This window comes from Oribacterium sp. HCP28S3_H8 (assembly GCF_052064775.1).
In the GTDB taxonomy this organism is placed as follows: domain Bacteria; phylum Bacillota; class Clostridia; order Lachnospirales; family Lachnospiraceae; genus Oribacterium.
The window spans coordinates 322,074-344,125 of the sequence record NZ_JBQHUZ010000002.1 but is presented as its reverse complement, the minus strand read 5'-3'; the positions used below and the strand labels follow the sequence as shown (position 1 = coordinate 344,125).

The window sequence follows — 22,052 nt, the reverse complement described above, 5'->3', positions numbered from 1 at the left end:
AATTTTATCGGCTCTCTTTCTCTACGTAATTGATTTTTAATGCCTCTATTAAACATTTCTATTTTTTATGTGTCTATTTTGAATATCATCGCGCGTAATACCTTCGCAGGTGTGAAACCGGTAGGCTTATCTGCCTCCGGACAAAATCCTCCACACCATCGGCAGGTATCTGCCAAGTATTGTTTTAAGGAAGCATGTCACAGCTACAGAAAGCACCGGTATTGCAAAATATACCATAAGCGCAAGCACGGCATGTTCCGTAAGGTCAATCCTGCATAAGGACAATATCAAATTTACCATTTTAATCAAGGGATAATGCACTCCATATAGAAAAAATCCATTTTTCATAAAGTCCCTGACCTGAGGCAGATGGAACATACAAAGCAGGAACCATAAAAGAAGCACCATGGCGCTCCTCTCGAGCACTCGTGACAAAACCCAGAGTCCGATATTGCCTGTAATGGTTCCCTGCACCCCAAGCCACATGCAGACTCCGATCGTAAGCGCCATTGTGGCGATAATAGCAACGTTGCCGGTACAGGTTTTCCGCCCCGAAGAATTGCACTCCACGATATCCCGGCAGAATCTCGCCCCAAAGGCTCCTATGAAATAATAGAAGATCGCATCCTCGTTAATCTCCGGAAGATCCCACATGGTATAGATCAAAATAAGAACCCCAAGCATAACAAAAACTGCTGTCGGCAGCCTCCGGAGCAGAAGATAAAACACCGGTGCCAGCACCGTAAGCAGAATCAGCTGGTACAAATACCAGAATGTCGGATTATAGGTATAATGCACGGCTGCCGAGGAGAGGTTTTGCAGTGTGAATGCTGCCTTCCCCATGACCCCGTACATGCAATATAAAATGACATTCCATGCACCAAATGGCACCAGCAGAGACCAGAAGCGTCGTCTCCATTTGTCCCCGATCTCCCGGAAATTATGGAGCGTCCGGAAAAACAGATACCCGCTAATCATAAAAAAGCCGGGAACCGCCATTTGTCCCAGCGTATTGGAAAAGAGATTTTCTATCCACATGCCCGGATCCGCACGTCCGGAAAGCTGGATTGCCTCCCTTACCGTAGTTTCCAGTATAACATTACTATCTGCCAGATTTACCGCATGGATCAGGATGACAAGTAGAGACAGTAAGAAGCTCATGATAAAAACCCGCCTGGAAAATGCATCCTGCTCCATAGACACCTCCTGTCATTTTCCCTTATTGTACAGAAAAAGCAGACAGTCCGCAAGCTTGTAACGGAACGTCTGCTCTTGTTTACTCTTATTTCCTATTCTTATTTCTTATGCATATTTTTCTTATGCATATTGTGCGGTGAATGCTTCAGAGGTCAGTGTAAATCCAGTTCCATCTGCTGATTCTCTTCTGCTCTCCGCGCTTTATATTCTGTAACCTTTTTGGTGATCTTTGCCGCCGGATCCAGAATCTCGGAAATCGACATATCATGGTTGAGATTATCAATAATCAGCGCGATGTACTTGGACATATCTACATTGATATACCATTCTCTCTTAAGAAGCTCCGGGGTCTGATAAATCAGATTGGTCGTCAGTACTCCCGCCAGTGTTCCATTGGCATATGCCTCATCAAACTTCTCTAGACCATTGGTAAACAGTCCAAAGGTGGTGCAGGCATACACCCGTTTCGCCTTACGGTCTTTCAGCTCCTTAGCTGTATCGATCAGAGATTCGCCGGAGGAAATCATATCATCGATAATGATGACATCCTTACCCTCTACATTATTACCAAGGAACTCATGCGCTACAATCGGATTACGACCGTTCACAACCTGTGTATAGTCTCTCCTCTTATAGAACATACCCATGTCCAGACCAAGCACGTTGGCATAATAGATTGCTCTGCCCATACCGCCCTCATCCGGAGAGATGATCATCATATGATCCTTATCAATGGACAGATCCGGGACATTGGCAAGCAATGACTTGATAAACTGATATGTGCAGGAAATGTTGTCAAACGAATCTCTCGGGATTGCATTCATTACACGCGGGTCGTGGGCATCAAAGGTGATGAAGTTTTCCACACCCATCGCGCGCAGCTCCTGCAGCATCATCGCGCAGTCAAGCGACTCCCGACCTGAACGCTTATGCTGACGTGACTCGTACATAAACGGCATGATCACATTGATCCTTTTGGCTTTACCTGTGGTTGCCGCAATCAGTCTCTTTAAATCCGCATAATGGTCATCCGGCGACATATGGTTAACCTGTCCGAAAATGGAATATGTCATGGAATAGTTCATAACATCCACCATGAAGTAGAGGTCCATGCCTCTGACAGTTTCCAGGATCGTGCCCTTTGCCTCTCCCGTTCCAAATCTGGAAATCTTGGTTGGGATGATATAGTTTTCCTTCTGGTATCCATTAAATGCAATCGTATGCTTATGCTCACTCTCGCGTTCTGCTCTCCACTCTGCAAGATAGTTATTAATCTTTTTACCAAGTGGTTCAATCGACTGAAGTGGTACAAGTGCAAGCGGGCCAACCGGAATCCTCTCAATAAATTCCGAAGTTCTGGAATCTGACATCTTTTCCTCCTGTGGACGTAATGTCCGAACCTACCAATGTTACCTAAGCATCTGCAATGCAGCATAGAAATATATACTAAAAGGCAAATAAAAGTCTGCCTTCAGCACCATGATCCAAGTCTCTATCCCAGCCTCTGGTCTCTGCCATAAAGCGGCAGGATCTCATAATCCGCCATAATACGAGAGACAATCCTGTCTCCATAGATATCCTTCATCCTGCGGAATGTCAGGTTTGTAGATATGATCACCGATTTTTTAAAGACCATCCTCTGATTGATCACATAAAACAGCTTAGATGTGGTAAAGCTGTTGCCAAGCTCTGTGCCAAGATCATCAATGATCAGCAGATCGCAGTTAAGGATCGCATCATTGATTTCTCTTGCCTGGTCACCGCCTGCCATGGTTCTCGATAGACTCTCAAAAAAATCGCTGCTTGTATAATATATCACACTGTAGCCGGAGTCCATCATTGCTTTGGATATACAGTTTACAAGGAAAGTTTTTCCCGTTCCGGGATTTCCCATCAGGATCATACTACCATGATTTTTATCAAAGTCCCGAACCCAGTTTATAAGATCATCCCGGATCCCACGCATATACTCCCGATTGGTTCTGCCTCCGGCTGAGGGTATCGGTGTTATATTATCAAAAACCGAGAGATCAAAATGTTCAAAATTCTGTACTTTGACAATTTGATCTACGTTAGACTGCTGATACAAAAGCTTCATCTGCATTGCCCGGAAGCAGTGGCATTTTTTACCATCCATGAATCCTGTATCCCGGCAGTCACTGCACTCATATCTAAGCTCCAGATAATCCTCCGGTAAGCCGTTGGCTTTTAATAATTCCTTTTTCCGGAGACTAATGCCGCGGATCTTCTCCCGCAGATTCTTAAGAGGCTCCCGGTTTCCATGACCAAGCGCTTCTGCCGCCAGGACAGATTCTGTGCTGATTTCATCATCCAGACGCTCAAGCTCCGGAATACGCTGATACGCATCCCGGATCCGTGCCTGCTGATCACGGTAATCCTTCAGCTGTCTTTCATTATAAACCTGTAGAATCTTATTGTATTGTGCGTTAGTCAGTGCCATGCTGCATCCTGTTCAATACTTTTTGCTTTGCTATACTGTCATAGTCCACGTCTACGGCATCAAAGTTAAGAAAGCGGTTCGGTTTGGAGGTCTTTTTGGGTCTTGCTTTTTTGCTCTCAAAATCCCGGATCAGCTTTTTAGCCTGCTTCACAGTCGTAATCCCCTGCTCATGCCAGTCTATTGCAACGGTTTCAAGATATCTTGCAGAGGTTTTTTCCAGCCCGGCGCAGTATTCCAGCATAAACTCAATCAGCTCGGCGCTCATGCCAAGCTCCCGGTACATATACTCCAGGGTCTCCACCTGTCTCGCCGTCGGAAGTGCTGGCAGGACATGCTTAGCTACAAAAAGGATACCTGCAAACTCCTCGTCATCCTTCACCGCATCCAGCGTACCCGTCATAGCTGCTTCCTGCACCTTCTGCTCGGAGGCTTCCGCCTCCTCCAGATGCTCCTCAGCAGCCTGGCAGGTTTTCTCCTGACGGATTTCCGCATTAATTGTCTGTCCGGCGCCATCAGAAAAAATTCCCTGCTTCTCCCAGTAGCGGACAGCCCTCTCGATATCATGGTCTGTCAGATTCAGGGCATCGGCGACATCTTTCACCTCAAACTGCTCTCCACGATGTCTCTGAATAAAAAGATAGACCTTGATATAATCCCCATTGGCATCTGCCATATACTTATCCAGGAAATCATTGGAAATACATGTTGCATGTACAGCTAATCTGTCGTCAATATTTGTGCCCATATTACACCCCCAAAACTCAATAGCGAGATGATATTAGCACACAAGCATAGACACATCAACCGAACTGCTCCACAACTTTATCCACCATATTTATCCACAGCACGGTGGATACAGTGGAGACCTCAAATGTCAAGTCCTGCATAAAACATTTTATATGCATATGGATATGCTTGCAATGTGGAAAACAACGACTTTTCGTTGTCAATAGTGTTGTCATTTTGTTTTTTTTTAGTACAAAGCATGAGTTATCCACATTCAGGCTGTGGATTTCCTATGTGGATTGTGGAGTAAAAATAATTTTTCTCCATTTTTCATCCTTCCATAGGATTTGCGCACAAAGGGAATCTATCTGCACTCACATAGCTTGTTTATGATCCACTTCGACCGACAAAAAAATGAACATAAGCTGTGTTATAATTAGTTAGCAAGCAGATAGGAAGCAGATATAAGATAGCGCATCTGACAATATATGGAGGATTTTATGAAACGTGATACTATTTTCCTGACAGTCGGATTTATTCTGGCAGCTGCCCTCATTACACATAGTGTATATAATCAGAATAAAAGCAACACTGTACCTGGAGCTGTATCTGTATCTGCATTTGCTCCTGCATCTGAAAGTCCAGCTGAAACCATAAAAAGCACGGAAGAAGATGCCTTCACTTCCGAAAAAAATGCGCTGCTTTCCGAGCTTGATCATGCTGTCTATCCCTTACCGCCAAAGCTTGAGGACATGGGCAGTATGCAAAATTTTCCAGATCTAAGCAGCATTACGATAGAAGCCGATCCCAATACTGTGGCAACTGACGAAATGGCAGAAGCTATCATCGAACACATATTCTCTACAGATACAGGTTTACCGGGACGCCGTATCAATGACGACTGGGTCAAAAACTATGCTGATACCACAGCTGAAACCGTAGATGAATATCGTCAGCAGACAAAAGAGGATTGGCAGGAGCGAATTGATATTACCTATCACAAAGAGATTCAAAGCTCGATACTTGATAAGATCCTATCCAAAACAGATTTTTCGCTTTCTAAAAAACTGGACGACTTTGGATATGAAACAGCGCTATGGCAATTTGCCAATGATGCAAAAAATTCCGGACAAAGCATCCAGGAAGCTCTGGAGCAGTATAATGACTTTACTGATCTTCATGACCTTCACGAATTTAAGTTACATCTCAAAACGGAAGGTGAACGTAATGCAAAAACAGCATTCATACTCCAGTACATTGCGCGTACTCAAGGTATAGAAGTATCAGATGCCCTGATTCAACAGTATGCCCATGAGCAGAACATCTTAAACACTCCGGTATATAAAAGCGTCGTTGGATATAATACAAGAGATACATTAATCCATACGTATGGACCGGATATTATTAACTTTACAGTTTTAAATGACGCCGCCGCGAAATACATGGAAAGCCAGGTTAAAGTTACATCGGATACGGAAGCAACAGAACCGGAAACGGAAGCCGCAGCGAAAGGCAATCCATGGAGGGGTACGGAATATTTTTCGGAAGCACAGCAGGATACCGATGATAAGAAGTCAACTTATGGCAAAGCGTCAGATTATAACTATACAGATGATTATGACGATCCGGATGATTTTGCCGACGAATGGGCGGATGTAGATGAGGATGAATACAGCAGCTATGAGGATGCCATGGATGATGCCTATGATATCTGGTCGGAAGAACGCGGCGACTAGAAGCCGGTCATAGAGAGGTCGGAAGAATATGTTTTTGTGGGGAGGATTTTATGAAACGTTATTATACTTTCCTGACGATCGGATTTGTACTGACAATTGCCCTTATTACATTTGGAGCATATAGAAGTAAAAACGGCACTGTATCTACATCTACATCGGAAAGTACGGTTGAAACTACAGAGAACGCGACTGATGAAGCTGAATTCACTTCTGAAAAAAATGAACTTCTTTCCGAACTTGCAAACGCTGCCTTTTCATTACCACCTAAGCTTGAAGAAATGGGCAGCATCGAGAACTTGCCGGATTTAAGTACCATGACGATAAAGACCGATCCAAATAGCGTGGTGACCGACGAGGAGGCAGAAAATACAATTGAAAGCATATTCACGCAAGATACAGGTTTACCGGGAAGCAGTATCAATGACGACTGGGTCAGAAACTACGCTGATAGCACAGCTGAAACCGTAGATGAGTTCCGCCAGGAAAAAAAAGAGCATTTGCAGGCGTCACTTGATATTTCCTATCATGCATATGTTCAGAACACGATTCTTGATAAGGTAATAGATGACACCAGTTTGACGCTTTCTCAAGAGGCAAGAGACTATGGATATAAAGCAGTTCTCTGGTCATTGGCAAATTCAGCAAAAAGTTCCGGTCTGAGCATCCAAACGGTTCTGGAAGTGTATTATGATAATGATTTTGCTGATTTACAGGATCTTAATAACATTAAGGTGAATCTCAAATTAGATGGTGAACGTTTCGCAAAAGAAGCATTATTAATCCAGTACATTGCTCAAACTCAGGGGATCGAAGTTTCCGATGCCATGATTGATCAGTATGTCCAGGAGATAAACTCTGTAAGTACAGAATACTACACCAGAGATACACTGATTGACACATATGGAGCAGATCGGGTTAATTTTGAGGTTTTAAAGGAAGCAGTCCTTAAATATCTGGAAAGTCAGGTCAATGTAATGGAGGAAATTCCGGAAGAAACCAGTGCCCCTGAGGAAACAGAAGAGGAAACGATAGGCGCTCCCTGGTGGAGTATTGGATATACTTCTGCTGAAACTAAGCAAAATACCAATGATTACCAGCCATATTACGGTGGCGTGTCGGATTATAACTATACGGATGATTATGATGATCCGGATGATTTTGCTGAGGAATGGGCTGAAGAGAATGCAGATGACTATGACAGCTATGAGGATGCCATGGATGACGCCTATGATATCTGGGAAGAGGAACGTGGCGATGACTGAAGGTCAACGCACAAGAGAACAACCGTTCAAGAGATAGCAAAAGGGACATCGCATATTCTGACGCGATGTCCCTTTTACTATGATTTTATTTATCTTCTACACTGATGCTTATATTATGTTTCCAGGATTTACGATTCCTTAACTGCGCCAGGCAGATTTAAAAGGTCATCTCCAACCTCGTAGATATTGCCTGCTCCCATTGTGATTACAAGATCTCCCGGCTTTACATGCTCCAGGAGAAACTCCTCAATCTTCGGGAACGAAGGGATATAGTATACATTGGTATTCTGCTGCAGCATATGCTTCCGGAGATCATCCGAGCTGATCCCGATGGTGTTCTGCTCTCTTGCCGCATAAATATCTGCCAGAACGATTTCATCTGCCTGAGACAATGCGCCGGCAAAATCATCCAGCAGCGCCGCGGTCCTGGAGTAGGTGTGCGGCTGGAACGCGATCCAGAGCTTCCTGTGCGGATACTTCTTTGCTGCCTCAATCGTTGCTGCGATCTCCTGCGGATGATGCGCATAATCGTCGATGATGGTAAAGCCATTGACTGTACCTTTTTTCTGGAAGCGGCGTTCTGTCCCCTTAAAATTAAGAAGCGCCTTTAAGATCACCTTAAGATCAATGCCAAGCTCCCGGCATACCGCGATGGCGGCCATGGAATTATAGATATTATGCTCTCCCGGAACCCCGAGCTTTACCTTGGCAAGCTCCTCGCCATGGTAAAACAGCGTGTACTGCGGACATGCTGCCTTATCATAGCTGATGAAATTAGCAGTATAATCCGCCGATTTATCATGTCCGAATGTAACGATCCTGCACTTCAGTCCCTCGGTAAAATACTCATAGTGCATGATGTCCTGGTTGATCACCAGCAGTCCGTTATCCGGAAGCTTCTCTGTAAATTTCTTAAAGGAATGACGGATATCGTCAAGATCCTTAAAGAAGTCCAGATGGTCTGCCTCTACATTGAGGATGACCTCAATGGTGGGGAAGAAGGAAAGGAAGGAATTGGTGTATTCGCAGGCCTCTGCAACAAACATTTCCGAGCCGCCGACCCGCACGTTTCCACCGATATCCTTAAGCATACCTCCGACACTGACCGTAGGATCCTTCTCCGCCTCGAGCAGGATTTCGGTAATCATGGATGTGGTTGTGGTCTTACCATGCGTACCGGAAACATTGATGGCTTCCTTATAGTTCCGCATAATCTCGCCGAGAAGCTGGGCTCTCGTAAGCATCGGAATGCCACTCTCCTCTGCTGCCTTAAACTCGGGATTATCCGGATGAATAGCCGCAGTATAAACAACCACGTCTATAGTTGCGTTGATATTGTCAGCACTCTGCGGATAGTTAACTTTTGCCCCCATAGCTGCAAGATGGTCGGTGAGTTTGGACTCATGGCTGTCCGAGCCGGAAACCGTAAAGCCCCGGTCCAAAAGGATTTCAGCCAGCCCGCTCATGGAAATCCCGCCGATGCCGATGAAATGGACATGGACAGGTGTTTTAAAATTTATCTGATACATATATGCCTCTTTTTCATTTGTTTTAGCGACTGCATTATAGCATTGCCATGAGCATATGACAAGCCACGTAGATATTCTACGTACCCTCTCCGGATCCATCTTCCGGTAACTGCATCGGCGCTGTGAGATGCTCTCTCGGGATACTGCCCGGACTTAAATGCTCGGTCCGTATCTTATGGTTGATGCGTTCAATCTCCTCTAAAAGGTCCTGCGCAGAAAGAATCTCGGTGCCTTTGTCTCTCCAGGTGATCACCTGCACAACCTTATCCGAGGTTGCCACTGCAATCTGATCCGTTGCGGAGAGCCTGTGCGCCTCCTCTTCAATGTACTGGTCGGCAGTCATAGCTTCCCGGGTAAATACCACATAGATGTTGTGAAAGCGGAATTTCTCCACCGGATGTCCGCTGACCCGGTATGCGTCAAAAACAGCGATCACTTCCTTACCGGTAAAGCCCTGATAGTTCGACAGGATGTCCAGAAGCTTACCTCTTGCCGCATCCAGATTGGTCCTGGCAAGCTCGTTTAAATCCTTCCATGCAAATATAATATTGTAGCCATCCACCAGCAGGTACTGTTTCCTCCGCTCCGGCGGCTTTTTCTGATACTTCTCCGGAGGTTCCTCTCTGCTGGCTGCGCGGATGGTTCTCGCGGCAGCTTCATTCACCTCCTGTGCCCGGTTCCGGATTTTACCATAGGTATTGATAAAAATGTTTTCCAGCTCCTGATCTCCGATATAATGCCCGGATGGCGTATAATTTTCCTTTCTGTTACGGCGCTGCTCCGCGCGCTCCAGGTCTTCGGCAAAATCACGGCGCTCTCCGCTGTCCTCCTTTGCAAGCGGAGACTCTACATGCATATATTTCTCCACCTGATCAAAGGGTACAATGAAGCCGGAGCCATGCGCACAGAAAACAGACGAGCATGGATTCAGCAGATCCTGATCAGGGTCATAGCCGCGCTTTATAATCACTTCCTCTGCATTATGGCAACGATCATAGCCTGCAAGCGTAACAAACAGGTGCCCTCTGCCCTTGGTATAAACCATGACATCCCTGGCATAGTCCCTCATGGTAACCACTGGTGCCCTGCCTTTCAGCACGGTTTTATCTCCATTGGTCTCCGGTGGCATAAAACTTCCCTCCATACTGCCAATGTCGGTCATTGCCCTGCCTACATACTCTGTCGGAAGTTCAAGTGTAAACGCATAATAAGGCTCCAGAAGCACATTGACCGCCTTCCTGAGACCCTGCCGTACGGCTCTGTAGGTAGCCTCCCGGAAATCTCCTCCCTCGGTGTGCTTCTGACTCGCCCGTCCCGTAATCAATGTAATCCGCATGTCCGTAATCGGCGAACCGGTCAGTACGCCGGGATGCTCCCGTTCCTTAAGATGCGTAAGCACCAGTCTCTGCCAGTTGCGCGGAAGCACATCCTCCGGACAGTCCAGAGCAAACTGAAGCCCTGTCCCCCGCGGCAAGGGCTCCAGCAGGAGATGTACCTCCGCATAATGTCTGAGCGGTTCAAAATGACCCACACCCTCGACCGCGTCCTGGATCGTTTCCTGATACAGGATCTCGCCAGGTCCAAAGCCTATGCTGATGCCGCAGCGCTCCTTCACAAGCCGTTTTACAATTTCCGTCTGCACCTCGCCCATGAGATGCACATGGATCTCGCGGAGCTCCTTAAGATAGGTAATGTGAAGCTCCGGGAACTCGTCCTGAAGCTCTGATAATTTACGGTAGAGCTCCTCAGGATCTGCATCCTCCGGGAGCACCTCATAATCCAGCACAGGCTTAAGGCTTGTCTCTCCGGACCCTGGTTCTATGCCGATGCCATCCCCTGTTTTCAGGCTGCGAATGCCCGTGACCGCGCAGATATCCCCTGCCTCTGCAGTGTCCTTTGTCTCATATTTGATACCACTGTAAAAGCGGATTTCATTGACCTTTTCTCCCGGCAGGAGCTCGGTCCTCGTCTTAAGTGTGCCTCCTGTAATTTTAAGCCAGGTGAGACGCTGATTTCCTTCCTTTGAAATTTTAAAAACTCTTGCGCCAAACTCCTCCGGATATGCCGGGAGTTCCGTAAGTGCATAAAGAGCATTTAAAAACTCGTCGATCCCCTGAAGCTTAAGCGCGGAACCAAAGAATGCCGGAAAAAGGCTGCGTTCCCGAATGAGCCTGCGGAGCTCCTCCGGGGGAAGCATACCGGTTTCAAGATAGCGGTTCATTGTGGCTTCATCCGTGAGAGAGACATTCTCCGCAACATCCTCCGGCAGCTTAAGCTCCGGGACACCATCTGTCAGCCGGTACTCTGTACCTGTGAAATCCACAATGTGCTGAGACAGCTTCTCCCGGAGATTTCCGCTGATCTCTGCCCGGTCTGTTCCCGGCTGATCCATCTTGTTGATAAAAAGAAAGGTCGGGATCTGATAATGCTTTAACAGCTTCCAGAGCGTTTCCGTATGTCCCTGGACACCGTCAGAGCCATTGATCACAAGGATAGCATAATCAAGCACCTGCAGGGTACGTTCCATTTCCGCGGAAAAATCAACATGTCCCGGTGTATCCAGCAGGATGATCTCGCGATCATACAGTGGAAACATCGCCTGTTTGGAAAAGATTGTTATGCCTCTCTCCTTCTCCATCGGATCCGTATCCAGATAGGCATCGCCATGATCTACACGTCCCAGACTCCGAAGCTTCCCGGAGCGATATAAAAGACTCTCGGCAAGGGTGGTTTTACCGGCATCCACATGCGCCAGGATACCTACTGCCAGCTGCCTCATCTTGCCTCTCTACCTTCTTTAGAGATCACAATGTCCTCTGATCGGAATTTTTTCCGCATTTCCGCCTCGGCACGTTCAAAAACCTCTCGCAGCTGGTCTACAACCTGCCCGAAATCCATGCCTTCCTCATCCACCGTGATATCCGCATATTTCTCATACAGGCGAGTGCGCTCATCATAGAGATCTCTCAGCGTATAGCCCTCCGGGATGGCAACTCCTCGATCCACCACGTTGCCGACTCTCCGGCACATTTCCTCATAAGAGATTTTAAGATACACCACCGTGGAAATTTCCTTTAAGTGCTGCATCCCCCAGTCCTCATAGCAGATGGAGCCCCCTGGCGCGATCACAGCATTTCCCGGATGGATCGACGCTGCGGTATCTCCCTCAATCTTGAGAAATCCTTCATTCCCCTGCTCTGCGATGATTTCTTTTAACAGCTTGCCTGTTTTCTCCTGAATTACGATGTCCAGGTCAATAAAATTCATCCCCAGGCGCTTTGCAAGCAAAACGCCGATGGTGCTCTTGCCGCTCGACGGCATTCCGATAAATGTTATATTCACATTAGTGTCCTCTTAATCTCTGGTCCATCAGGTCTTTGAAGCTCAAAGCTGCTCCGCAAACATGGTAAGTGGCGGCACGAGCTGCTTTTTCCGGCTGACTACACCCGGCAGACGAACCGTCCAGCTGTCATCTGTCGGATCCTCCGGATCTCCGATCTCATGATCACAATGCACGGCAAAAGCATTCTCCACAAGCTGACCCGAGCCTGCGCCGACACTGATGAGGATCGTATCCTGATTGAGGATGTTTGTGAGCATAATGAAGCTCATATCAATTCCCTCCTCAGTAAGTGCCTTCTGCGCATAGGAAATGAGCCTCGGCTTCAGCTGGTCAAGCTCATCTGCGTTTAAGCTGGTTACCTGACTTACACCAAAATGCACCTTGCCTGCTGTGAATTTCTTAAAATCCTGATGGAAAATCTCGGAATCCGTTTTGCCCTTCAGGTTGGACGCAGCCGCAAACATTTCAAGCGCGTATTTCTCAATATCTACTCCTGCAATCTCCGCGAGCTCCCTGCCTGCCGCCTTATCAACCTCCGTGCAGGTCGGTGAACGAAAGAGAAGGGTGTCGGAAATAATGGCGGACATTAGAAGTCCTGCCGTTTCCGGATCAGGCTTCACGCCGTTTTCCTTATACATCTGGTAAATTATGGTCGAGCAGCAGCCCAAAGGCTGATTCCGGAAATATACCGGGGACATTGTCGGCACGGCGTCAATCTTATGATGATCAATGATCTCGCGAATGTCCGCCTTTTCCACGCCTTCGACTGCCTGACCCGCTTCATTATGATCCACCAGGATCACCTGCTTGCCATGGGCGCCCAGCAGATTCCGGCGGGAAATCATGCCAAGGTACTTTCCGTCCTTGGAGAGCACCGGAAAGTCTCTGTGCCGCATCGAGGTCATGATATCGCGAATGTCATCGATCGCATCTTCCTCGCTGAAGGTCACCAGCTTATCCTTGGTCATAAAGTACTTGATCGGCATGGACTGGTTGATCAGGCGGGCTGCGGTATATGCATCGTAGCTTGTGACCATAATGATCATGCCGTTCTGCTCTGCCAGTGCCTTGATAGTAGGCGAAACATTGGCACCCTCACAGATAATGATGCAGTCCGCACCATTGTCAAGGGCTGACAGCTGGCTCTCCGCGCGGTTTCCGAGGATGACGATATCATGCTTGTCAATATAATAGGACATCATCTCCGGATTGGCGGCGGCAATCAGCACCTTGCCTTCTGTACAGAAGCGGCTGACATCTCCGGTTACAAGTGTGGCCTCCAGCGTTTCCAGGATATTTTTATACTGTGTATGTGCCTTGGAGATAATACTGGAATCATAAACATTCATATACGATTTTGCAATATCGCCCAGCGTAATCAGCCCGTTGAGATTCCCGGATCCGGATACCGTCGGAAGCGTATAGATGTGCTCATTGTTCATGATGTTCCATGCCTGCTTTAGAGACATGTTCTGATCCACTCCGGGAGTCTTACGGTACTCCACGTCGCTGACCTGTGTCCTTACAGAGCGGATGAGTCTGGGCGCTGCGACTTTAAAATGTTCCAGCACAAAGCTGGTTTCCGCATTGGGATTACCCGCGCGGCAGGCAACATAACGATCTGTCGCATTGATCTTGTTTTTAAGTCTTGCATAGGAAATCGCTGCGCAAATGGAATCTGTGTCTGGATTTCTGTGTCCTGTAATCAGGATTTCCCGCTCTGTATTATGCATTGCCTTCTTTTCTTTTACTGAATCTGGCATGATAAACTCCTTTTCAAATGCTCGTATAATTTTTTCGTATAATTTTTTTATAAATGAAACACGTAGATGAAACCGTAACTGTATGGATCGCATCTTGTCCGGCAGCAGCCTTATGGCACAAAACCTGCGAGGTCGTCCTTATGGTGTCATCCCCGGAGCGATATTTTTGCCCGCAATCGCGCCTGCATCCGCATCCGGATCTGCTTTTGGTCCGTTACCGGATCCGGCATTACCGGAGGCTGCTCCTGCTTCAAGCGACTGCTGCAAGCCTGAAATCTGCTGCTCAAGATTTTGCTGTGCTGCGCGGGAAGCCGCTTCACTTGCCGACTGCTTTTCATCGTACTCCGCCTTATATGGCAAAGCCCGTGCACGGCTGATCGCACTCTGCAGATCGGATGCATAACTGTAAGCCTCACTGTAGTTTTCACAGTACTGAAGCTTATCCACTGCATCCTGGATGAGATCCTCCGTGGTTTCATCCTGATATTCCAGGTTTTCCAGCGTATCCAGCGCCTGCAGGAACGAGTCCTTATTAACCTTTTTGATGGACTCCTCCCGTGACTCCTCTGCCCTGGATGCGTCTTTGGACTGCTGCTGTCTGGATTCCTCCGCTTTTACCTCAAGATACTTGTCAATACTGTCCGACATGCTCTCCTCAATATTATCAAAGTATGCCTTCCGGCTCATGAGCCGGGAGAGTGCCTTTGTGCGGGTATCCGAGTCCTCGAGCTCATCCGCAATCGGCTTTGCCTCCTTGTACAGGTTTCTCTCGGTAAATACATCCTTTACCTCATTAATTTCCATGGACTCATACTGCGTAAGCAGGCTCTCCAGCTTCTCCGCATTGGCAGCATCTGCCTTTTCCCTGAGAGATGCCGCTGCTCGGATTTCCGCTGTGGTTGAAAAATAATCCTCAATTCCGGTAGTCTCATCAACCTTACGCTCTACCGTAGCCGGCTGTTCCCAGTCCTCCGGTGTAAGTCCCTCATGGAGCTGATCCATCGCAGCCTTCCAGATCTTGCCGGCATAGGTTGCGCCATACACACCTGGCATCGCCTGAGGCTGGTCATAGCCCACCCATACTGCCATGGTATAGTATTTTGTGTATCCGCAGAACCAGGTATCCTTGGACTCATTGGTCGTTCCGGTTTTACCTGCCGCCGGCATGTTATTGGCAAGAGCCAGTCCATATCCCGTGCCATAAGGCTGGGTCAAGGTACCTTTTAATATATCCGTAATAATAAATGCCGTATCATCACGATATACCTGTCCGCCCACCGGTTTATAATCCTTGGTCAGTTCTCCGTCTTTTTCATGCACAATCTTTGTAATGCAGGTCTTGCCGCTGAACTGTCCCCGGTTTGCAAGTGTCGCATAGCCTTCTGCCATATCCACCACTCTGACACCATAGGTAAAGCCTCCGATGGAAACCGCCTTGGTTGTGGCGTCAATCCAGCTCATATTTTGGAAATGCATGGAAGCAAGATACTGAAGGCCTTTTTTTACACCCAGATCATCCAGGATCTGCCATGCAACGGTATTAAGAGACCGGTTCAGTGCCTCCCGCAGCGTAATCATACCATGATAGCCATCGCCGGCATTGGACGGCCCGTTATCAAATTTATGATCATCGATCATCGTGGTGGGAGTGTATTCTCCACTGTCGATTGCCGGTGCGTAATCCAGCAGCGGTTTAATCGAGGAGCCAGGCTGACGAGCACTTAAATAGGCACGATTGTATTTGTCATCCGTTCCACGCCCTCCGATGGTTGCGACGACATACCCGGTCCGGTTGTCCACAACTGCAGCAGCGCCCTGCAGCGCGTATTTACCGTTTTCCTGTACATCCTGGAACCCGGAGAGTGTATGATCCAGCTGCTCCTGCACCTTATTCTGCACTGCCGGATCCAGAGATGTATAGATGCTGTATCCGCCGTTCCGGATCTCCGTAATATAATAGTCGTATGCCTCGTTATATTTCTCTTTATAGGCAGTCTCTGCGTCCTGCGTATCCCAGATATACTCAAAATCAAAGTGATTCAGGTCCATCAGGGTAAGCGCTGCACTGTGCAGAGCATACGATGTCAGGTAATCCTCATCTGTCCCTTCCTGCGTATTCTGTACAACTGTGAGCGGGATTGCCGTAAAGGTATGATATTGCTCCTCTGTAATATAACCGCATTCCATCATGGAGTGCAGCACCTGGTTTCGTTTTTCCAGACAGGCATCCGCGTGGCGCACCGGCTCATAGCGGCTTGGAGCATTGGATATGCCGGCGAGGGTTGCAGCCTCTGTTTCATTTAGGTCTGCTGCATTTTTATCAAAATAGAAACGACTAGCCGCCTGTACTCCGTAACAGTTGTTTCCATAAAAGTTGGTATTACAGTAAAGCTCCATGATGTCCGCCTTGGTGTACATCTTTTCAAGCTCCTGCGCCAGCATTATTTCTACAAATTTACGGGTAAAGGTACGCTCACTGGTAAGGTAGGTATTTTTTACCACCTGCTGGGTGATGGTCGATCCGCCCTGCGTGATTCTGCCTTTGTTTTTTACAAGCTGCAGCGCTGCTCTCAGCATCGCCTTGTAGTCCACCCCATGGTGGATTTTAAAGTTCCGGTCCTCCTGGGCGATGTAGGCATTCTGCAGATTCATGCTGATGTCATTGATTTTGACATACTCAAAGTGACCTGCGTTAATGGTGCCCAGCAGCGCCCCGTTGGTATCGTAAATCTTAGTATCCTCGAGCTTTGTGAGTTCTTTTACATCCACAGAGGCAAGCTTGTCATAGGCTGTCGCCCGCAGCTTTTCATATTCCGGCTTGATTACCAGAAAATACGCAGAAAGGCCTGCAATCGCCGTAAAGGCGAGCAGACCTAAGAGTAAACGTTTAAAAAATCTTAATACACGATGCTTCTGCCTCGGATGTTTTTTCTGCGGAGCATCTCCGGATATATCTATATTCGTATGATTATCTTTTTTATCCATTTTTCAGTGTGTTTATTATGCCTTACTTAGCGTAATCTACCGCTCTTGACTCGCGGATCACATTGACCTTGATTACACCCGGATACTGCATCTGTTCCTGAATCTGTTTGGCAATGTCATGCGCCATAATAGTCATGTCATCGTCGGAAACCTGATCCGGAATCACCATGATCCTGACCTCACGTCCTGCCTGCACTGCAAAGGACTTCTCTACGCCCTTATAGGAATTGGTGATATCCTCAAGCTCCTTAAGACGGTTGGTATATGTCTCAAGCGACTTCCTTCTGGCGCCCGGACGAGCTGCAGAAATCGCATCCGCTGCCATAACGAGACAGGCAATTAAGGATGTCGGCTCCGTACCGCCATGATGTGCTGCTACAGCATTGATGACCGTTTCCGGCTCATGATACTTTTTACAGAGATCCACACCAAGCTGCACGTGGGTGCCCTCCATGTCATGATCAATGGCTTTGCCGATATCATGCAGAAGTCCTGCTCTCTTGGCGATCCGGACATCCAGTCCAAGCTCCTCCGCAAGCAGACCGGTAATCTGTGCAACCTCCACAGAATGTCTCAGTGCATTCTGTCCAAATGAGGTTCTGTATTTCATCCGTCCGAGAAGCTTTACAAGATCCGGATGGATTCCGTGGACACCGACCTCAAGGACTGCAGCCTCACCTTCCTCCTTGATTGTCTCATCAACTTCCTTCTGGGCTTTTTCCACAACCTCCTCGATCCGGGCAGGATGGATACGTCCATCTACAATGAGCTTTTCCAGTGCAATTCTGGCAACCTCACGCCTCACCGGATCAAAGCCGGAAAGCACAACCGCTTCCGGTGTGTCATCTACAATCAGTTCTACACCTGTCAGCTGCTCCAGCGTACGGATATTTCTGCCTTCACGTCCGATGATCCGTCCTTTCATTTCATCATTGGGAAGCTGAACCACAGAAACCGTGGATTCCGTCACCTGATCTGCGGCACATCTCTGAATTGCATCTACAATATAGTTTCTCGCAATTTTTTCCGATTCCTCTTTTGCCTGATTATCATACTCCCGGATCATCATCGCTGTATCATGCTTGATGTCCTCCTCTACAGACTTGAGAAGCTCGGATTTTGCCTGATCCCTGGTAAGACCGGAGACTCTTTCCAGCTCGGCAACCTTCTGATTATGCAGATCCTCTACCTCTGCCTCCTTGCTTTTTAAAGCCTCATCCCTTTTGGCAAGTTCACTTTCCTTCTGTTCCAGTGCAACAGCCTTTTTTTCCGAAGCTTCCTCTCTTTTGAGCGCTCTGTGCTCCAGATCGGAAACCTCTTTACGGCGATCCTTGATTTCACGGTCCAGGTCATTTTTGGATTTCAGGACCTCTTCCTTTGTCTCCAGTAACGCTTCCCGCTTCTTATCCTCTGCCGTTCTGATTGCGTCATCAATGATTTCTCTGGATTTCTGCTCAGCCGAACCTACGGTTCTCGCATAGTCAGACTTCTCCTTATTACGGCCCACCACAAACATGATGGCACCCACACAAGCCAGAGCAACCACAGCAATAATAATTTCAACTGGGGTCACTTCAGTACCTCCCTCACGTATTGATTTGTTAATGCGAACTTAAACCAGGACCCGACGGGTCCCACTGAAATTCTTATATTTTTATAATAAGATACCGTTTCCGATTTCTCTACATTAACTTAACTATTTCATTTTATATAAAATCATAATCACTGTCAACTGACGATACAAGAGAAAGCAAAAGCAAAAGACCATGCCGTACCTTACTGCACGACATGGTCTTTCATTTACTGCTTCATGGATTCCTCAATACAGCCAAGAGTTTTATATAAAAGCTTCTGCAGGGTATGCATTTCCTCCGGCTTGAGGTGGACGCAGCCTCCCATTTTAACTGGTATGTCCACCGCCTGATCCCTCAGCTTCATCCCGGCTTCCGTAATCCTTACGATCAACGAACGTTCATCCTCATGGGATCTTTCCCGGGTTACAAGTCCCTTCTGCTCAAGACGTTTCAGAAGTGGCGTCAGCGTTCCGGAGTCAAGATATAAGCACTCACCAAGAGCTTTTACATTGATCTCATGTCTTTCCCATAACACCATCATAGCAATGTACTGCGTATAGGTAAGATCCACCTCATCGAGAAACGGCTTATACCTCCGGGTAATTTCCTTGGCACAGGCATAGAGAGGAAAGCAGAGCTGATTTTCCAGCTTCAATGCATCATATTTTTCCGCCATCTATGCTTTCCTCCTCTCCTGCCGGCATTCACAGCGCTGCAGCAACCTTCTTTTCAACCTCTGCCATATCCATGGTCGGCTCAAAACGATCCAGCACGGTTCCGTCTCTGCCAACGAGGAATTTTGTAAAGTTCCACTTGATATCCGGTGTGGACTCATAATCCGGATGTGCCTTACCGACAAAGTCCTTCATAAAGTCCGCCATCTTGCCTTCTCCAAATCCCTTGAAGCCCTGCTGGCTCTTAAGATAACGGAAAAGCTCTGTCTCATGCTCTCCGTTAACATCGATCTTGGCATACATCGGGAATGTTACGCCAAATCTGGAGGAACAGAACTTTGCGATCTCCTCTTCTGTGCCCGGAGCCTGATGTCCGAACTGGTCACACGGAAAATCCAGTACAACAAATCCCTGATCCTGATACTTTTTATACATATCTTCCAGCTGCTCATAATGCGGCGTAAATCCGCACTCTGTAGCAGTATTTACAATGAGCATAACCTTGCCCTTATACTCTGCAAGGGTGGTTTCCTTCTTTTCTTTATCAAGAACCTTTATATCATAAATTGAAGCCACAGCTTTTTCCTCCTTATATTAATTTTGTCTTAGAGAGCATCAATATAGGCACATGCTGCCAACGCTGCCACAGCTCCGTCTGATGCTGCCGTTGTAAGCTGCCGCACCGTCTTGGTTCTGCAGTCTCCCGCAGTAAAGATGCCGTCGGTGCCGGTCTTTAAGTCCTCTCCTGCCTCAATATATCCTTTAGAATCCAGCTTTGTTACATTAGCGAATGCAGTATTGTCCGGAGACTGCCCGATCGCAACAAAGAGTCCGTTCACCTCGAGAGTGCGCACTTCCTTTGTGTTCTTATCAGTAACCTCAATAGATTTGAGGCCCTTGTCATCTGCATTCAGCTTGGTAACGGTGGCATTGAGGATAAATTCAACATTTTCCTTAGCCTTAAGACGCTCTACCTCTTTTTCATCCGCACGGAACGCATCCCGTCTATGAATGATATATACCTTGGAGCAGAAGTTCGCCAGGAACTCCGCATCCTCTACCGCCGTGTTGCCGCCGCCATTGACAGCCACCGGCTGATTACGGAAAAACATACCGTCACAGGTGGCGCAATAGGAAACGCCCTTACCAACCAGTTCCTTTTCATTGTCCAGTCCCAGCGGACGGTTCTTGGCGCCTGTCGCAAGGATCACCGCCTTGCAGCGATACTCTCCACCGGAGGTTTTGACAATTTTTTCATTACCATCCGTCTCGATGCCAAGAACCTTTTCAAACTTAATTTCGGCTCCCAGATCCTTTGCCTGATTATAGAGCCCGGTTGCAAAGTCAAAGCCGGAAATATGTGCAATGCCCGGATAATTTTCGATATCCGGTGTATTGATAATCTGTCCGCCGTATGCGGCAGCTTCAAGCACCAGTGCCTTCTTGCCGGCGCGCTCCGCATAAATTGCTGCGGAGAGCCCCGCCGTACCTGCACCTACAATAACAATATCGTACATTTTGCCTTCCACCTTTACTTCAGAAGATCCAGAACCTGCTCCTTAGGTACAAAACCTACACTCTGCTTTGCAGGCTCACCATTTTTAAATACAATCAGTGTCGGGATGGCTCTTACGCCATATCTTGTGAGAAGCTCCGGCTCCTCATCGGCATTCACAGACATAACCTTAAATCCGTCTGCGGAATCCGCAATTTCATTAACAATCGGAGAGAGCATCTTGCATGGACCGCACCAATCTGCCCAGAAATCAACAAGTACCGGAACGTCGGACTTCAAAACCTTCTCTTCAAACTCTGCTGTTGTAACCTTTGTTGCTGCCATGGTAATACCTCCATATCATTTGTATACATTGATTCCAATGAGTCGTTCTCATGGATTGCTTCTTTGCCTACCAGGTTTTCCTTAACCTGTGATTAAATTGTACGCAATTAAATCACTATTGTCAAGCTTTTTTCAAAATAAATTTTGCACAATTTAACTGGTTCTACCTGGAGCCTAAGGCACTCCTTCCAAGCCCCTCTCGTCCTTGCTGCAGCAGACAGATGCCAGTGTGAATGAGAAATGCCCCCAGCACCACCGTCATAAGATAGATGATAATGCCCAGCGGTCTGCCGATGACCGCATCAAGCTCATGGAAAACAATCTGGGAGCTTAGATGATACGGCGAAATATAAAACATATCACAGTCACCATACGGATGAAAAATCACATTTAAGATTTCCGCCAAGATACAACCGATCGCAAAAAGTGGAAGGACGATTGGGAATGTTTTGATCCGCTGTGCTGCCATATGATGCACCGCAATGTAGAGCGCCATCAGTACCATCAGGATATGCCACACATAGCCATGGAGCGTAAGAAGCGGAAAATCCGGATGTGTAAATCCATCATGTACAATCAGTGCGGCAATTCCTCCCAGGAGACCAAAGTCCTGGAGATACGTGAGAATTGCCTTTCGCAAGCTTCCATACCCGGCATTTTCCGGTCTCAAGAGCCATCCGTAAAAGGTCCCAAGATACATCGGCGTCGAACAAAGCTGAAATGGCAGATACCAGACATCATACCCTCCACCAAAGTAAACATGATATAAGTACCATTGCTTCCAGCACTCCAGCAAAAGTAAAAGCACCGATACCATAAAGATTGGTCTTCCAAGCTTCCGTTCTACAGAAAACGAATCTTTCTCATCCATCCGATCGATTTTATTGATCTTATTGATCTTATTGAGCTTATCTATCTTGTCTATCTCATCCATCATTTCCGCCTGCCTCTATCTTAAAGCG

17 protein-coding genes are annotated in these 22,052 nt (G+C 47.3%); 2 read left to right on the top strand and 15 right to left on the bottom strand.

Annotated elements, in window-relative coordinates:
• Nucleotides 1–126: 126 nt before the first annotated feature.
• The 4 genes from ACTNEN_RS03640 to ACTNEN_RS03625 form a co-directional block, all read right to left on the bottom strand.
• Complete coding sequence (locus ACTNEN_RS03640; protein WP_441204719.1) at nucleotides 127–1,197, bottom strand: acyltransferase family protein; 1,071 nt, start codon at nucleotides 1,195–1,197, stop codon at nucleotides 127–129.
• 152 nt (nucleotides 1,198–1,349) lie between these two features.
• Nucleotides 1,350–2,567: a ribose-phosphate pyrophosphokinase gene (locus tag ACTNEN_RS03635; RefSeq protein ID WP_441204718.1), complete on the bottom strand. Its 1,218-nt coding sequence runs from the start codon at nucleotides 2,565–2,567 to the stop codon at nucleotides 1,350–1,352.
• A gap of 122 nt (nucleotides 2,568–2,689) precedes the next feature.
• Nucleotides 2,690–3,658: an ATP-binding protein gene (locus ACTNEN_RS03630; protein WP_441204717.1), complete on the bottom strand. Its 969-nt coding sequence runs from the start codon at nucleotides 3,656–3,658 to the stop codon at nucleotides 2,690–2,692.
• Nucleotides 3,645–4,403: a DnaD domain protein gene (locus ACTNEN_RS03625; RefSeq protein ID WP_441204716.1), complete on the bottom strand. Its 759-nt coding sequence runs from the start codon at nucleotides 4,401–4,403 to the stop codon at nucleotides 3,645–3,647. The genes ACTNEN_RS03630 and ACTNEN_RS03625 overlap by 14 nt, the downstream gene beginning before the upstream one ends.
• A 481-nt stretch (nucleotides 4,404–4,884) precedes the next feature.
• Between ACTNEN_RS03625 and ACTNEN_RS03620 the strand changes: the two genes are divergently transcribed.
• A complete protein-coding gene (locus ACTNEN_RS03620) occupies nucleotides 4,885–6,120 on the top strand; it encodes a hypothetical protein (protein WP_441204715.1) in 1,236 nt (411 codons plus the stop codon).
• Nucleotides 6,121–6,170: 50 nt separating this feature from the next.
• Nucleotides 6,171–7,382 (top strand): hypothetical protein, encoded by a 1,212-nt coding sequence (locus ACTNEN_RS03615; protein WP_441204714.1) that lies wholly within the window; start codon nucleotides 6,171–6,173, stop codon nucleotides 7,380–7,382.
• 128 nt (nucleotides 7,383–7,510) lie between these two features.
• Here ACTNEN_RS03615 and murC read toward each other — a convergent pair whose 3' ends face one another.
• The 11 genes from murC to ACTNEN_RS03560 all read right to left on the bottom strand — a co-directional run bounded on the left by murC (nucleotide 7,511) and on the right by ACTNEN_RS03560 (nucleotide 22,027).
• Entirely contained in the window at nucleotides 7,511–8,911 is a 1,401-nt protein-coding gene (murC, locus tag ACTNEN_RS03610; protein WP_441204713.1) for a UDP-N-acetylmuramate--L-alanine ligase, read from the bottom strand.
• A 76-nt stretch (nucleotides 8,912–8,987) separates the two neighbouring features.
• A complete protein-coding gene (locus ACTNEN_RS03605) occupies nucleotides 8,988–11,690 on the bottom strand; it encodes an NYN domain-containing protein (RefSeq protein WP_441204712.1) in 2,703 nt (900 codons plus the stop codon).
• Nucleotides 11,687–12,253, bottom strand: coding sequence for a shikimate kinase (locus ACTNEN_RS03600; RefSeq protein WP_441204711.1), 567 nt, complete (start codon nucleotides 12,251–12,253; stop codon nucleotides 11,687–11,689). The genes ACTNEN_RS03605 and ACTNEN_RS03600 overlap by 4 nt, the downstream gene beginning before the upstream one ends.
• A gap of 42 nt (nucleotides 12,254–12,295) precedes the next feature.
• Nucleotides 12,296–14,017 (bottom strand): putative manganese-dependent inorganic diphosphatase, encoded by a 1,722-nt coding sequence (locus ACTNEN_RS03595; protein ID WP_441204710.1) that lies wholly within the window; start codon nucleotides 14,015–14,017, stop codon nucleotides 12,296–12,298.
• A 138-nt stretch (nucleotides 14,018–14,155) separates the two neighbouring features.
• On the bottom strand, nucleotides 14,156–17,002 hold the full coding sequence (locus ACTNEN_RS03590) for a transglycosylase domain-containing protein (protein WP_441204709.1): 2,847 nt from the start codon (nucleotides 17,000–17,002) through the stop codon (nucleotides 14,156–14,158).
• Between the two features lie 22 nt (nucleotides 17,003–17,024).
• Nucleotides 17,025–18,575, bottom strand: coding sequence for a ribonuclease Y (rny, locus tag ACTNEN_RS03585; protein ID WP_441204708.1), 1,551 nt, complete (start codon nucleotides 18,573–18,575; stop codon nucleotides 17,025–17,027).
• 227 nt (nucleotides 18,576–18,802) lie between these two features.
• Nucleotides 18,803–19,252, bottom strand: a complete 450-nt coding sequence (locus tag ACTNEN_RS03580) for a MarR family winged helix-turn-helix transcriptional regulator (RefSeq protein WP_441204707.1) — start codon at nucleotides 19,250–19,252, stop codon at nucleotides 18,803–18,805.
• A gap of 28 nt (nucleotides 19,253–19,280) precedes the next feature.
• Nucleotides 19,281–19,826 carry a glutathione peroxidase gene (locus ACTNEN_RS03575; protein ID WP_441204706.1) on the bottom strand — a complete coding sequence of 182 codons (546 nt, stop codon included), beginning with the start codon at nucleotides 19,824–19,826 and terminating at the stop codon, nucleotides 19,281–19,283.
• 29 nt (nucleotides 19,827–19,855) lie between these two features.
• On the bottom strand, nucleotides 19,856–20,767 hold the full coding sequence (gene trxB / locus ACTNEN_RS03570) for a thioredoxin-disulfide reductase (RefSeq protein ID WP_441204705.1): 912 nt from the start codon (nucleotides 20,765–20,767) through the stop codon (nucleotides 19,856–19,858).
• Between the two features lie 14 nt (nucleotides 20,768–20,781).
• A complete protein-coding gene (gene trxA / locus ACTNEN_RS03565) occupies nucleotides 20,782–21,090 on the bottom strand; it encodes a thioredoxin (RefSeq protein ID WP_441204704.1) in 309 nt (102 codons plus the stop codon).
• A gap of 163 nt (nucleotides 21,091–21,253) precedes the next feature.
• The gene (locus ACTNEN_RS03560) at nucleotides 21,254–22,027 is read right to left on the bottom strand and encodes a TMEM164 family acyltransferase (RefSeq protein WP_441204703.1); all 774 of its coding nucleotides are present in this window, start codon (nucleotides 22,025–22,027) and stop codon (nucleotides 21,254–21,256) included.
• Nucleotides 22,028–22,052: the final 25 nt, after the last annotated feature.

What these genes read in the sequence shown, in the direction of transcription:
- ACTNEN_RS03640 (WP_441204719.1), bottom strand. Translation starts at nt 1,197, where the DNA reads ATGGAGCAGGATGCATTTTCCAGGCGGGTTTTTATCATGAGCTTCTTA.
- ACTNEN_RS03635 (WP_441204718.1), bottom strand. Translation starts at nt 2,567, where the DNA reads ATGTCAGATTCCAGAACTTCGGAATTTATTGAGAGGATTCCGGTTGGC.
- ACTNEN_RS03630 (WP_441204717.1), bottom strand. Translation starts at nt 3,658, where the DNA reads ATGGCACTGACTAACGCACAATACAATAAGATTCTACAGGTTTATAAT.
- ACTNEN_RS03625 (WP_441204716.1), bottom strand. Translation starts at nt 4,403, where the DNA reads ATGGGCACAAATATTGACGACAGATTAGCTGTACATGCAACATGTATT.
- ACTNEN_RS03620 (WP_441204715.1), top strand. Translation starts at nt 4,885, where the DNA reads ATGAAACGTGATACTATTTTCCTGACAGTCGGATTTATTCTGGCAGCT.
- ACTNEN_RS03615 (WP_441204714.1), top strand. Translation starts at nt 6,171, where the DNA reads ATGAAACGTTATTATACTTTCCTGACGATCGGATTTGTACTGACAATT.
- murC (WP_441204713.1), bottom strand. Translation starts at nt 8,911, where the DNA reads ATGTATCAGATAAATTTTAAAACACCTGTCCATGTCCATTTCATCGGC.
- ACTNEN_RS03605 (WP_441204712.1), bottom strand. Translation starts at nt 11,690, where the DNA reads ATGAGGCAGCTGGCAGTAGGTATCCTGGCGCATGTGGATGCCGGTAAA.
- ACTNEN_RS03595 (WP_441204710.1), bottom strand. Translation starts at nt 14,017, where the DNA reads ATGCCAGATTCAGTAAAAGAAAAGAAGGCAATGCATAATACAGAGCGG.
- ACTNEN_RS03590 (WP_441204709.1), bottom strand. Translation starts at nt 17,002, where the DNA reads ATGGATAAAAAAGATAATCATACGAATATAGATATATCCGGAGATGCT.
- ACTNEN_RS03580 (WP_441204707.1), bottom strand. Translation starts at nt 19,252, where the DNA reads ATGGCGGAAAAATATGATGCATTGAAGCTGGAAAATCAGCTCTGCTTT.
- trxB (WP_441204705.1), bottom strand. Translation starts at nt 20,767, where the DNA reads ATGTACGATATTGTTATTGTAGGTGCAGGTACGGCGGGGCTCTCCGCA.
- trxA (WP_441204704.1), bottom strand. Translation starts at nt 21,090, where the DNA reads ATGGCAGCAACAAAGGTTACAACAGCAGAGTTTGAAGAGAAGGTTTTG.
- ACTNEN_RS03560 (WP_441204703.1), bottom strand. Translation starts at nt 22,027, where the DNA reads ATGATGGATGAGATAGACAAGATAGATAAGCTCAATAAGATCAATAAG.